Source organism: Bradyrhizobium macuxiense (assembly GCF_001542415.1).
In the GTDB taxonomy this organism is placed as follows: Bacteria; Pseudomonadota; Alphaproteobacteria; order Rhizobiales; family Xanthobacteraceae; genus Bradyrhizobium; species Bradyrhizobium macuxiense.
Window position 1 is genome coordinate 16,317 of the sequence record NZ_LNCU01000080.1, and the last position, 12,371, is coordinate 28,687.

Annotated in this window: 10 protein-coding genes and 1 pseudogene; 7 read left to right on the forward strand and 4 right to left on the reverse strand. The window is 65.4% G+C overall.

Translation table 11 applies throughout. The features are described from left to right. Positions 1–148 precede the first annotated feature (148 nt). Together AS156_RS44795 and AS156_RS44800 are read left to right on the forward strand one after the other, a co-directional pair. Positions 149–900 (forward strand): caspase family protein (locus AS156_RS44795; protein ID WP_245313017.1); only part of this gene is annotated, 752 nt, incomplete at its 3' end. Between the two features lies 1 nt (position 901). Beyond that, positions 902–1,992 (forward strand): annotated as a pseudogene (locus tag AS156_RS44800) (caspase family protein); the annotation flags it as partial. 264 nt (positions 1,993–2,256) lie between these two features. Here the strand turns inward: AS156_RS44800 and AS156_RS22800 are convergent. Beyond that, a complete protein-coding gene (locus AS156_RS22800) occupies positions 2,257–2,937 on the reverse strand; it encodes a DUF1345 domain-containing protein (RefSeq protein WP_066508908.1) in 681 nt (226 codons plus the stop codon). Positions 2,938–2,955: 18 nt separating this feature from the next. Beyond that, a complete protein-coding gene (locus AS156_RS22805) occupies positions 2,956–3,876 on the reverse strand; it encodes a polyprenyl synthetase family protein (protein WP_066508909.1) in 921 nt (306 codons plus the stop codon). A gap of 183 nt (positions 3,877–4,059) precedes the next feature. Between AS156_RS22805 and mtgA the strand changes: the two genes are divergently transcribed. The 3 genes from mtgA to AS156_RS22820 all read left to right on the forward strand — a co-directional run bounded on the left by mtgA (position 4,060) and on the right by AS156_RS22820 (position 5,895). Then, positions 4,060–4,731, forward strand: a complete 672-nt coding sequence (gene mtgA, locus AS156_RS22810; RefSeq protein WP_066508910.1) for a monofunctional biosynthetic peptidoglycan transglycosylase — start codon at positions 4,060–4,062, stop codon at positions 4,729–4,731. 159 nt (positions 4,732–4,890) lie between these two features. Continuing rightward, entirely contained in the window at positions 4,891–5,076 is a 186-nt protein-coding gene (rpmF, locus tag AS156_RS22815) for a 50S ribosomal protein L32 (protein WP_021077536.1), read from the forward strand. A gap of 141 nt (positions 5,077–5,217) precedes the next feature. Then, positions 5,218–5,895 carry a hypothetical protein gene (locus AS156_RS22820; protein WP_066508911.1) on the forward strand — a complete coding sequence of 226 codons (678 nt, stop codon included), beginning with the start codon at positions 5,218–5,220 and terminating at the stop codon, positions 5,893–5,895. A 9-nt stretch (positions 5,896–5,904) separates the two neighbouring features. Here the strand turns inward: AS156_RS22820 and AS156_RS22825 are convergent, their stop codons facing one another. Further along, the gene (locus tag AS156_RS22825; protein ID WP_066509075.1) at positions 5,905–6,201 is read right to left on the reverse strand and encodes a hypothetical protein; all 297 of its coding nucleotides are present in this window, start codon (positions 6,199–6,201) and stop codon (positions 5,905–5,907) included. 208 nt (positions 6,202–6,409) lie between these two features. Between AS156_RS22825 and AS156_RS22830 the strand changes: the two genes are divergently transcribed. Next, positions 6,410–8,101, forward strand: coding sequence for a putative bifunctional diguanylate cyclase/phosphodiesterase (locus AS156_RS22830; RefSeq protein WP_066508914.1), 1,692 nt, complete (start codon positions 6,410–6,412; stop codon positions 8,099–8,101). 50 nt (positions 8,102–8,151) lie between these two features. Here the strand turns inward: AS156_RS22830 and AS156_RS22835 are convergent, their stop codons facing one another. Beyond that, complete coding sequence (locus tag AS156_RS22835; RefSeq protein ID WP_066509076.1) at positions 8,152–9,606, reverse strand: acetamidase/formamidase family protein; 1,455 nt, start codon at positions 9,604–9,606, stop codon at positions 8,152–8,154. Positions 9,607–9,991: 385 nt separating this feature from the next. Between AS156_RS22835 and AS156_RS22840 the strand changes: the two genes are divergently transcribed. Then, positions 9,992–12,355 carry an acetamidase/formamidase family protein gene (locus tag AS156_RS22840; RefSeq protein WP_066508915.1) on the forward strand — a complete coding sequence of 788 codons (2,364 nt, stop codon included), beginning with the start codon at positions 9,992–9,994 and terminating at the stop codon, positions 12,353–12,355. Positions 12,356–12,371 lie beyond the last annotated feature (16 nt).

Sequence of the window (12,371 nt, forward strand, 5' to 3'; positions counted from 1 at the left end):
GTCGATTTCATCGACTAACACTTAAGGCGGCACCGTCCGGCTCGGGTGCGGATCGTGAGGTACCTCACCAAAGACGACACGCGCTTCTGATAGCCGGATCGGTGTTGGAAATACCAAGTCCTGAACACGAAGTCCTGGAAGTGTCGCCATGCATGGGCCTGGGCTGCTCAAATTGAATCGATTGGTTCTGGCCGTCGCGGCCTTGCTGCTTCTCGTCTGCCAGCCGGCCTTCGCCGAGAAGCGGGTGGCGCTGGTGCTCGGCAATTCGGCCTACCAAAACGCCCCGCGGCTGGCGAACCCGGTCAACGATGCCGGGGCGATGGCCGCGATGCTGAAGAGTGCCGGTTTCGACTATGTGGATTTCCGCCGTGACCTGCCGGCCGCCGAGACCCGGCGCGCGCTGCGCGAGTTCGCCGATCGCGCCCGCAATGCCGATATCGCGGTGGTCTACTATGCCGGCCACGGTATCGAGGTGGATGGTGCCAACTATCTGGTCCCGGTCGATGCCAGGCTCGAGCGCGATACGGATGTCTACGATGAGGGGCTGTCGCTCGACCGCGTCCTGGTCGCGATCGAACCGGTCAGGAAACTGCGGCTCGTGATTCTGGATGCGTGTCGCGACAATCCGTTCGCCAAGAGCATGAAGAGGACGCTGGCGACGCGAGCGATCGGGCAAGGCCTTGCCAAGGTCGAGCCGACCAGCCCGAACGTGTTGATTGCCTATTCCGCGAAGGCCGGCTCAACCGCGGCCGACGGCGATGGCAAGAACAGCCCGTTCACGACCGCATTGTCGAAATACCTGCCGATGCCGGGGCTCGATGTCCGCCGTGCCTTCGGCTATGTCCGCGATGATGTGCTGAAGACGACCAACAACCGGCAGGAGCCGTTCGTCTACGGCTCNCGCTCGGCGGCGAGGATGTCCCGCTGGTGCCGGCGCCGCCAAAGCCTGCTCCCGCCGTCGCCGCAGCTGCTGCGCCGGTGCCCCCAGCGCAGTCCGATGTGCGCCGCGACTATGAGCTTGCGCTGCAGATCGGCAACAAGAGCGCGATGAACGCCTTCCTCGCTCAGTATCCCAGCGGCTACTACGCAAACCTCGCCAGGTTGCAGCTCGAGAAGTTCGCGGCCGAAGAGACGCGCGTCGCCGCCACCGAGAAGGCGCGGCTTGCCGAGCAGGAGCGCGCGCGGCTGGTCGCCGAGGGCGCGCAGACAGCGCAGCAGGCAAAGGCCGAGGCGGATGCCAAGGCGGCCGAGCAGGCGCGCCTCGCGGCGGAACAGGCCAAGCAACTCGCCCAGGATCAGGCCGCCGCCGCCGAGCAGAAGCGGCTCGCCGCGGAAACGGCGCCGGCCGCGCCTGCGCCGCCGGCTGCGCCCGTGTCCGATGAAAAGACCACGACCGTGGCTGCGCTGACCACGGGATCACCACAGGCCGACGTCACCAAATCGGTGCAGACCGAATTGCGCCGCGTCGGCTGCCTGGCCGGCGCGGTCGATGGCGATTGGAACGCGGCCTCGCAGCGCTCGCTGACACTGTTCAACCGCTATGCCGGCACCAAGCTCGACATCAAGACCGCGAGTGTCGATACGCTCGATGCGATCAAGCTGAAGCCGTCCCGGGTCTGCCCGCTGGTCTGCGAGCACGGCTTCAGGGCCGATGGTGACCGCTGCAGCAGGATCGTGTGCGCCGAAGGCTCGTTCCTCAACGACGACAATGAATGCGAGAAGCGGCGTGAGAAGAGGCCGGTTGCCAAGCGCGATACGGATGACCGGCCGTCGCGGCGCGAGCGTGAACGCGCGTTCCGTCCGGAGCGCGAACCGTCGATCCCATCAGCCGCCAACCCGCGCCCGCAGGGCCGTGCGAGGGCGGAGAGCGGCAGTGGCCAGATCATGTGCGATGCCTATCTGTGCCGCCCGGTCAGGCATGGCTGTCACCTCGAATACCGCGGCGGTGGCGGCCCCGGTCTCGGCGTCGGCAATGTCGAGGTCTGCAACTAAGGCGGGATGAGTTTTGGTTGAATCGGCTTGGCGGTCTCGGTTCACCTCTCCCCGTTGGGGAGAGGTCGGATTGCGGCTGGCGATGCGAAGCATCGTCCAGTGCAAGCCGGGTGAGGGCTCTTGCTCTCTCGATAGACCGTAACCCCTCACCCGATTTGCTACGCAAATCGACCTCTCCCAAGGGAGAGGTGAACTTTCGACGGCGTTCCAGCTCAACCTAATCTCATCAGACTTTAGCGCGACGCCTTCAGGAGAGGCTGGAGGCTAGATCACGCTCGCTGCGATGTTCACCATCAACGCCAGCAGCGCTGTGTTGAACACGAATGAGATGATGCCGTGCACGGTCGCGGTGCGGCGAATGATCTTGTCGGTGATGCCGACATCGGAGACCTGCGCGGTCATGCCGATCACGAACGAGAAGTAGACGAAGTCCCAATAGTCGGCGTCGGCACGCTCGTCGCCGCTTGGAAACTGCAGGCCGCCGGGCGTCTTGCCGCGATAGAAGTCATGGGCGTAATGCAGCGAGAATGCGGTGTGAACCACCGTCCATGACAGGGCGATAGTAACGACTGCAATGGCCAGAGCCGTTGGATTGTCCTTCGCCGCGCCGAGTTCGGAGACGATGGCGGCCAGACTGGCGAACGCGCCAAGGGCCGTCAGCAGCAGGATCAGGAAGCGCCCGTCGTCCTGCACGATCGCATTGCGCTTGATGTGGCCGATATCACAGCGCAGCATCATCACATAAGCGAGCACGAGATAGAGTGCGGCAAAGGCGTCCCAGCCGGCGAGCAGGCGCGTCACGGTGTGCGCCGATCCCGGCGCCAGCAGCGCCACCAGGATGCCGAACAGGATCGAGACGAACGTGCGCGGCCGGCCCACGATCACGCGGACCGGCATCGGCAGCTTGCGGAAACGAACAAGGCGCGCTTCGAACTCCCTGCTCATTTCGCGCGTCGCATCCGGCTAGTTCTTGCGCTCGGCGACGAAGCGCGAGGTCGCCCGCAGCACGTCGCCCCGCACGCCGAAGATCGATAGCGCGGCGTCGGCACGCGCGAGCAGGTCGCGCACGCGCTGTTTCGCGCCGTCGATGCCGAGCTGGGTGACGAAGGTGGTCTTGCCGAGCGCCGCATCCGCGCCGGCCGGCTTGCCGAGCGCCGCCGCGTCGCCTTCGACGTCGAGCAAATCGTCGGCGATCTGGAAGGCCTCGCCCAGCGCCTTGCCGTAATCGTCGAGCGCCTGGTACTCCTTCTGCGAGGATTGGCCGAGGATGGCGCCGGCGATGCAACCGAAGCGCAGCAGCGCGCCGGTCTTCATCTGCTGCAGGCGGGCGACGTCGACCGGCTCGCGATCGCCGAAGCGGCCTTCGCCGGCGAGGTCGAGGATCTGGCCGCCGGCCATGCCGCCGACGCCGGAGGCGCGCGCCAGCGCGCGGGTCAGCAGCAGGCGGACATTGGCGTCCTTGTGGACAGCGTCGCGGGTGATGATGTCGAAGGCAATCGTCAGCAGCGCGTCGCCGGCGAGGATCGCGGTGGCGTCATCATAGGCCTTGTGCAGGGTGGGGCGGCCACGGCGCAGGTCGGAATTGTCCATCGCCGGCAGATCGTCGTGGATCAGCGAATAGCAATGGATGCATTCGAGCGCAGCGCCAGCCATCAGGGCGGATTCCCTGGGCACGCCGAACACGGCCGCGCTCTCGACCACCAGGAACGGGCGGAGCCGCTTGCCACCGCCGAGGCTGGAATAGCGCATCGCTTCGATCAGGCGCTTCGGGCGCACGATCTCGTCCGATTCGGTCGCGTCGGACAGCAATTTCGCGAGCAGGGCTTCGGTATCCTCCGCGGTCTGGTCCAGCCGCTTGGTAAACTCTGCAGTACCGGTCGTCATTAAGAATTGCTCCAGATCGATTTTCGGCCGGACAATCGTTGATGGCACCGGCTTCGTCAATTCCACCCTGCGACGGAATGCGCCTTAAAAGTGCTGGAAAAACCGTGAATTATCACACAGACGTCAGGTTGCGCCGGCCATGTTCTGGCGGGTGCGGGCCCCGTCCGAGCCGGAACCTCCGTTTTGCGCATCGTCCGAATTTTATTGCTGCTTTTGCTGGCCCTGCTGTTGCTGCCATATCTGGTGACGCCGTTCTACCGCACCGGCCACCCGGTCTCGGCGCTGATGGCGTGGCGGACTCTGAAGGGCGCCCCGGTCACCCGGCATTGGATCGATTTCGGTACGATTTCGCCTTATCTACCGCGGTCCGTGGTCGGCTCCGAAGACGCCCATTTCTGCACCCATCGCGGGGTCGATTGGGGGGCACTGCGCGAGGTGATCGACGACGCCGAGGACGGCGAGGCGGCGCGCGGCGGATCGACCATCACCCAGCAGGTCGCCAAGAACCTGTTCCTCTGGTCCGGGCGCAGCATGATCCGCAAGGGCTTGGAATTGCCGCTGGCGCTCTGGATCGATTTCGTTCTGCCCAAGCAGCGGATCCTGGAGATCTACCTCAACATCGCCGAAATGGGCCCGTCCGGGCAGTTCGGGGCCGAAGCCGGGGCCCAATATGCCTTCGGGCGGTCCGCCGCAGCGCTGTCACCGCGGGAAGCGGCGCTCTTGGCGGCGATCCTGCCGAATCCGGTCAAACGGAGCGCGCGGAACCCGGGTCCGGGGGTGCGCCGGCTGTCCGGCACCTACATGGCCCGGGCCAACCACGTCAGCCGCTGCTGGCGTGAAAATCGCGGATCCTGAGCTGATTTCAGGCGCATTTTGCTCCTCGGGACCCTAGATTTACGTTGGCCCTTCCTCTATAAGCGCGGCCTTACCGGCATCGCAGCTGGCGCTTTGAAGCGCTGTGCGCTCGTCCCCATTTCGGACGATGCCTCCGCAACACCCCTAGAGGACACCGTCATGGCCGTTCCCAGAAGAAAAACCTCGCCGTCGCGCCGTGGCATGCGCCGTTCGGCCGATGCGATCAAGACCCCGACCTATGTCGAGGACAAGGACTCCGGTGAACTGCGCCGTCCGCACCATCTCGACCTGAAGACCGGCATGTATAAGGGCCGCCAGGTCCTGAAGGCCAAGAAAGAGTCCTGATCGGACCTTCGGCGTGCGCCGCTAACGAAGCGATGCTGCGCCTGAATTCGGCCAACGAGTGCGGTCAAGACGGGCGCGTCTGCGGCGAAGCCAAGGCATCGCCGCATTGCATGATTCTCCCTGAATAAGGCGCAAGCCCCGATGGTCGGTTTCCCGCTGCTCCTCATTCCGCTCGCCGTCTACAACATCATCGCCTTCCTGATGCCCGGCGTGTCCTTCACGGATCCGCTGATCAAGCTGACATTGATGTCGGGCGAAGTCTGGCAGATCACGCTGAGCGACATGTTGCTCGCCGCCGGCGTGCTGCTGTTGCTGCTCGAGGTCATCAAGGGCGCGCGTCCCGGCGCGAAATATCTCACCGATCATCTGCTGTCGCTGATCGTGTTCGGCGCCGCGGCTGCAGAATTCGTGCTCTGGCCGAAATTCGGCACCTCGACCTATTTCCTGCTCGCGCTGCTTGCGCTGGTCGATTTCATCTCGGGAATTGCGCTGCGCACCCGCCGCCGCGCCGTGGCCGTGCTGGCGACGCAGAGCGCCCGCGTGAACCGGTATGATGAGCCCGCGGCTAGGGAGACGCCGCAACCCCAGCCCGCCGCGCCGGCGCCCGCTGCTGCAGCACCGCCTGCCGTTGCGCCGGCCCCCGCTGCAAATGCGCCAGCAACATCTGCACCCGCCGCGCCAACGCCGGCCGCGCCGGTTCCGCCGGCGGCATCGGTGGCGGAATCCGTGCTGCTCGACCAGGCCGCGCCAAAGCCCGCTGTTGCCTCTCCGGATTTGCAGCCGGGCAGCCATCCGCCGTCGGATACGCCGAAGACCTGACGTTAATCCCTAGATGATCTGCCGGGTCCGCCGCGCGACGCTGCGGCGCTCGTTGAGGTGCGGACCGTAGGCGGTCTGCGCATCGGCCAGTGATCCTCGCCGCAGCACGCGCGTTTGCGGTTCGTGCTCGGCGGTCGCGATCAGTTGGGTGATGAAAGAGGGGTCGGCATTGACGAGCGGGATCTTCGGCGCCCAATAGGTCGTCGCGGCAAGCGGCACCAGCGCCCGGCATTCGGCCTTGCGGTCGCTTGTGGCCTCGCCGTCCTGGACTTCCGGTTGATCGATATCGAAAATTGCCAACGGCATCCCGCTGAATCGTTGCATTTTGGGACACTGCGTCCCTCAATAATCTCCTTACGGCAAGGGTCATGCCGATCGCGGCCGATCCGTTCCCGGGCATCGCCAAATGTGGTTTCCGGATTATTTATCAACTTCACCTAGCGTTGGATTCGCCGGAACCACTATGTTTGAGACGTAGAATCAGCGAGTGCTGTTCCGAATTGAGGCAAGCCTGATGCCCTCTGTCCCGCCAGCTGCCAGCATCCTCGCCTCGCTCGGCCAGGCGACATTCGCCTGGGATCTCGCGACCGATGCGATCGCCTGGAGCGACAACGTCGCGGCGGTCTTTCCCGACATCCCCGCGGCGGCGCTTGCCAGCGGCGTGGAGCTTGCGAAGCTGATCGAGCCGTCGCGCACCGTGCGCCGCGACGCGCTCGGCCAGGCCGCGCCGGCGCAGAGCGGTGAGGTGGTTTCCTACCGGATCGAGTATGGCGTGCGCGCCGTCACCTCCGCGCCCGTGATCTGGGTCGAGGAAACCGGTTGCTGGTTTGCCGGTGCCGACGGCAGGCCGGTGCGCGCGCAGGGAATCGTTCGCGTCAACAACGAACGCCACGCCCGCGACGAGCAGCTTCTGAAGCTGTCGCGGCACGATCCGCTGACCAATGAACTCAACCGCACCCATCTGATCGCCTCGCTTGCGGAGACGATCGAGGAGTGCACGCGCTTCCGCACCTCCTGCGCCTTCATGCTGATCGGCATCGATCATCTGGCGCGGGTCAACGACGCCTTCGGCTTCGACGTCGCGGACGCCGTCATCGCCGAGGTCGCGAAGCGGATTCGTGCACGGCTGCGCAGCGGCGACATGCTCGGCCGTTTCTCCGGCAACAAATTCGGCCTGATCCTGCGCAATTGCACGGTCGACGACACCAACGTCGCGACCGAACGATTCCTGGCCGCGGTCCGCGACGAGGTGGTGCCGACCCGATCCGGCCCGGTGTCGGTGACGGCCTCGATCGGCGCCGTCACCATCCCGCGCCATGCGAGGTCGGCGGAGGAGGCGGTCAATCGCGCCCAGGAGACGCTGGACGCCGCCAAGAGCCGCCGCGCCGGGTCGTTCGCGTTGTGGAAGCCGAATGTCGAGCGCGACGCCCAGCGCCGCGTCAACATCCGAGTCACCGACGAGATCGTCACCGCGCTGAACGAGCGGCGAATCGTGATCGGCTTCGAGCCCGTCGTCGATGCGCGCTCGCGCCAACCCTCATTTTACGAATGCCTGGTTCGGATGGAGCAGGATGACGGCCGTGCGCTGCTCGCGCCTGATATCGTGCCGGTCGCCGAGCGGCTCGGTTTGATCCGGCTGGTCGATCACCGTGTGCTGGAGCTTGCGATCTCCGAGCTTGCCGCCGCGCCCGGCGTTCAGCTCAGCCTCAACATCTCGCCGGATACCACGATGGATCCGGACTGGTGGACCACGATCGAATCGCTGATGCGCGCGCATCCCGGCGTCGGCGAGCGGCTGATCGTCGAGATCACCGAGACGGTCGCGATCCAGGATATCGATGACGTCCGGGGCTTCGTCACCCGGCTGAAGAATTTCGGTAGCCGCATCGCGATCGACGATTTCGGCGCGGGCTACACCTCGTTCCGCAACCTGCGCAAGCTCGGCGTCGATATCGTGAAGATCGACGGCGCCTTCGTGCAGAACATCGTGCACTCGGCCGACGACCGTGCCTTCGTGCAGACGCTGATCGATCTCGCGCGGCGGCTCGGGATCAAGACCGTCGCCGAATGGGTGCAGGACGAAGAGGCCGCCGTGATGCTGCGCGAGTGGGGCTGCGATTTCATCCAGGGCCGCCTGATCGGCCTCGCCTCGCCCGAGCGGCCGTGGAGCGCGAACGCCGAGAAGGCCGTGCCCGCTGCGAGCTGAAGCGCGACGAAGCTCCAAGCTGATCTCGTCGCGCTCACGTCGCCCGTTCGTCAGCTATCGCCGCCGGCGAAGACGTCCTTGCGGATCACGGCATGGACGCCCCAATTGCCGTCGACCACCTGGGTCACGCCGAAGTCGACGCCGAGCGAGATCAGGGAGATCGCCTCGTCCTCGGTCAGCTTCTTCGTCGTCATCAGGAATCGGCGCATTTTGCGGAAGGCATCGCGCAATGCGAGGTCGACCGACGACTTCTTGTAGATGTCGGTCTGCGCGCTGGACCCCAGCTCGCCGAGATAGTTGGCGTAGCTGAAGCCGTGCACCAGCCATTCGTCCTGGGTCTCGAGCATCGGGTAGTCGAGTGACTCGAGCGCGGTGCCTGCGAGGTCGGCCTTCTTGTGCAGAATGATCTGGAAGGTCCCGTTGAGCGAGCATTCGATCGCGGTGCCGCACAATTCGGAATCGCCTTGCGAGGCGTGGGAGTCGCCGACCGACAACAGGCCGCCTTCGACCGCGACGGGGTAGTACATCGTCGCACCCTTGCCGATGCGCCAGTTGTCGATGTTGCCGCCGGTGTAGCTCGGCGGGATGGAATCAACGAAGTCGGCCTCCTTGGGCGCAAGGCCGATCACGCCGAAATGCGGACGCACCGGGATGCGCACGTTCTTCAGGATGCCGTGGTTCTCCTTGACCGTCGAATGATCGACGGGAACGCCGGGATAGTCGATGGTCTTGTGCACCACGCCGAACGGATCGGTCTGCGGCGTCCAGGTGAAATTATAGACGGCCCGCGCCCAATTGCGTTCGCCGGTGGCGTCGACCTCGTAGATGGTGACGACTTCGCGCGGCTTCGGTTCGGTGAGCAGGTCCTTGTAGTGGAAGCCCCATGATGCGGCGGCGTTGCTGCCGAATGCCTTGCCTGCATATTTCGGGTTGGCGCTGGGCCGCGGCGCCACGTCGATGATGCGCACTTCGAGTACGTCGCCTTGCTCGGCACCGCGCACGAACACCGGCCCGGTGCAGATGTGCACGCCGAGACCTTCGCCGGCGCCACGCCCGAAGAGCGAAGCATCCATCGGGCCGGCGCCGCGCCGGTTGACGCCCTTCTTGTCCTTGGTCCAGAGGTACACGCTCTCGACGCCGGGGTCGCCCTTGACCATGCGCTCGGCATCGTCATTGGCATGGTGCGTCAGCGCCTCGATCGTGATGAAGTCGCCGGAATCGATCTCGACCTGAGGCTTTAGCGTCTTGCTGAAATAGCCCCAATGCACGGTGTCGGCATTCGCCGGCAGGTGGTGATAGGAGCGCTGCGCAGGCTGATGCTTCTCCGCCGCGGCCGCCATCTTCGGCGTTACCAGCGAGATGCCGCCGGCAGTCATTGCGGCGGCGCCACCGGCCGCCGCAAAGCTCGAGCGCAGGAACGAACGGCGTTCCCGGTCGAGCGTGTCCTTGAATTGTCGATGATGCAGTTCGAAGTCCGGGCAGTTCTTATCGTCGCCAGCACACATCTCGCTCTCCTGCGGTTCGATGAGTGCTTGCGAGACTGCCGCGCACGGCGCGGCTTCGACATGACCACGCGCGCCCAATAATTTGCCGGCAGCATGCTTTCATTGCTGCGCACAACGCGCTGTGGCGTGCAGCGCAAAGCGCTGGCGATAGCTGGGTTGGCATCGCAGTACGGCCGCCGTGGTCAAGATTTTGGGCGTATTCGCGCAAATCCGGCAGCGTCCGTTTGCGGGCGGCCCATCGTCAGCCGGAGATCGTCGCGGCGTCTTGCACGAATGCTGGGCATTGTGTGCTGCTGCAACACGCTTGCCGCCTCACTGCAATCGGTGCACGCTGCTTTCACGGCCATGTGACTTGAAGACCGCGGTGCGACGGCCTGGAGGGGTGATGGTCGCCACGACCTATCGGATTTCGATCGATGCGATCCCGCGGCAAAACCAGCGGGAGGTTTGGCGCGAGGCGCTGGCCGGGCTGTTGCTTGACTGCAGATTGCCGGAAACCGGGCCGTTCCAGTTTGGCGAACTGACCGCGAAGCGCTCATCGACCGGCGCGCAGTTGGCGCTGCTGCGTTCGAGCGCGCAGCAGATCGTCTGCAACGGCCATCCGGCGTCACCGGCGGCACCCGCCCGGGTCGCCATCATCTTCCATGGTTACGGACGCGGCAGCATCGCGACCGGCCAGCGCAGTTGCGAGCTCGCCGACAACGACGTGTCGGTGTGCGACCTGCAGTCGGCGTGGTGCATGACGTTGCGCGAGGATTTCGAGATCCTGCTGCTCGAGCTGCCGCGCGAACGGCTGCTCGGCCGGCTCGGGCACAACCGGCTGCGGCTTCCGATCGTGCTTGGAGCGACGATTGCCGCCGCGGCCGTGCGCCCGGTGATGCGGACACTGGCCGGGAACTTTTCGATTCTGGACAAGGCCGATCTCGCCACCACCGAAGTCGCGGTCACCGAGCTCGTCGCCGGTGCGGTGCTGGGCGAAACACGGCTCGATGCCGAGGCCATGACGCAGGTTCAGGCCGGGCATTTGCGGCGGGTCGATGCCGCGATCGAGGCGCAGCTCGGCAATCCCAATCTGGCGATCGCCGACATCGCGCGCCAGGAGGGCCTCTCGCAGCGCTATCTGCAGCGGCTGTTTGAACGCCAGAGCACGACGTTCTCGGCCTATGTGCGCGAGCGGCGGCTGGAGCGTTGCTGCAACGATCTGATTGACCCGAACTATGCCGACCAGCGCATCGCCGAGATCAGCTACCGTTGGGGATTTACCGACCAGGCCCATTTCAGCCGCATGTTCAGCGCAACCTACGGCACCTCGCCGCGCGAGTTTCGCAAGGCGGTGCCGCGCGATCCGGAAACCGAACGCACGCGGGGCCGGCCGCGGCTGGCGCGCAGCACCGCGACGGTGCTGCGGCTCGCGCCGGGTCCCGTGCTGCGGGACGTCGCAGCGCCGAGCGAATCGAATGCACTGACCGAGCCGGCGACAGCGCCGCCGGAAATGCGAGTCTCATCGCATCATCTCGAGGTTTCGAAAGAGACCACCCATTGGGGCTATCTCAGCCGCGCAATCCCGCCGGTGATGTGCGTGGAGCCCGGCGCAGTGGTGACCATCGAGACACTGACCCAGCACGCGTTCGACGATTACGAACGCATGATCAAGGGCGATCCGGGGGCCGAGAGCGTGTTCCGCTGGACCGCCGAGGGAAAAGCGGTCGAGCGGCGCGGCGCCGGTCCGATGGACGGCTCGATCTTCGGCCGCGGCGCCGGCGAGGGGTTCGGCGTGCACATTTGCACCGGCCCGGTCTATGTCCGTGGCGCGGAGCCGGGCGATGTGCTCGAGGTGCAGATCCTCGATATCTGGCCGCGGCCCTGCGCCAATCCGGCCTTCGCCGGCAAGTCATTCGGCAGCAACGCCGCTGCCTGGTGGGGTTTTCAGTACAACGACCTGATCGATCCGCCGGCGAAGCGCGAGACCATCACCATCTTCGAGACCGATGCGCGCGCCGAGTGGGCGCGTGCGGTCTATTCCTATCGCTGGACGCCGCAGACCGATCCGTTCGGCGTGCGTCACGACACCATGGATTATCCCGGCGTGCCGGTCGATCACACAAGCATCGAGAAGCGGCCCGGCGTGCTCGCCGGTGTGCGCATTCCGTCGCGGCTGCACTTCGGTTTCATGGCGGTGGCGCCGCGCGAGTCCGACATCATCGATTCGATTCCGCCCGGCTATTTCGGCGGCAATGTCGACAATTGGCGGGCGACCAAGGGCACCACGCTCTATCTCCCGGTCGCCGTACCGGGCGCACTGTTCTCGATCGGCGATCCGCATTTCGCGCAAGGTGACGGCGAGGTCAACGGCACCGCGCTGGAGCTTTCGCTCACCGGCCAGTTTCGCTTCGTCCTGCACAAGAACGGGCAGGGGTCCAAGCCGCATGTGGAAGGACTTGCGCATCCGCTGCTCGAAACCGCGGATGAGTGGATCCTGCACGGCTTCAGCTACGGCAATTATCTGCGTGAGCTCGGCCGGAATGCGCAGTCCGAGATCTACCAACGTTCGTCGGTCGATCTCGCACTGCGCAATGCGTTCCGCGCGACGCGCAAATTCCTGATGGAGGGTTACCACCTTAGCGAGGATGAGGCGCTGGCGCTGATCTCGCTGGGTGTCGATTTCGGCGTCACGCAGGTCGCCGACGGCAATTGGGGCGTGCACGCGATCGTGCGCAAGAAACTGTTCGATCAGGCCGCCGACGCGTGACGTCGGCGCGAGCCTG

Excerpts from the sequence above, each read along its gene's own strand:
- AS156_RS22800 (WP_066508908.1), bottom strand. The coding sequence starts at position 2,937 with ATGAGCAGGGAGTTCGAAGCGCGCCTTGTTCGTTTCCGCAAGCTGCCG.
- AS156_RS22805 (WP_066508909.1), bottom strand. The coding sequence starts at position 3,876 with ATGACGACCGGTACTGCAGAGTTTACCAAGCGGCTGGACCAGACCGCG.
- rpmF (WP_021077536.1), top strand. The coding sequence starts at position 4,891 with ATGGCCGTTCCCAGAAGAAAAACCTCGCCGTCGCGCCGTGGCATGCGC.
- AS156_RS22820 (WP_066508911.1), top strand. The coding sequence starts at position 5,218 with ATGGTCGGTTTCCCGCTGCTCCTCATTCCGCTCGCCGTCTACAACATC.
- AS156_RS22825 (WP_066509075.1), bottom strand. The coding sequence starts at position 6,201 with ATGCCGTTGGCAATTTTCGATATCGATCAACCGGAAGTCCAGGACGGC.
- AS156_RS22830 (WP_066508914.1), top strand. The coding sequence starts at position 6,410 with ATGCCCTCTGTCCCGCCAGCTGCCAGCATCCTCGCCTCGCTCGGCCAG.
- AS156_RS22835 (WP_066509076.1), bottom strand. The coding sequence starts at position 9,606 with ATGTGTGCTGGCGACGATAAGAACTGCCCGGACTTCGAACTGCATCAT.
- AS156_RS22840 (WP_066508915.1), top strand. The coding sequence starts at position 9,992 with ATGGTCGCCACGACCTATCGGATTTCGATCGATGCGATCCCGCGGCAA.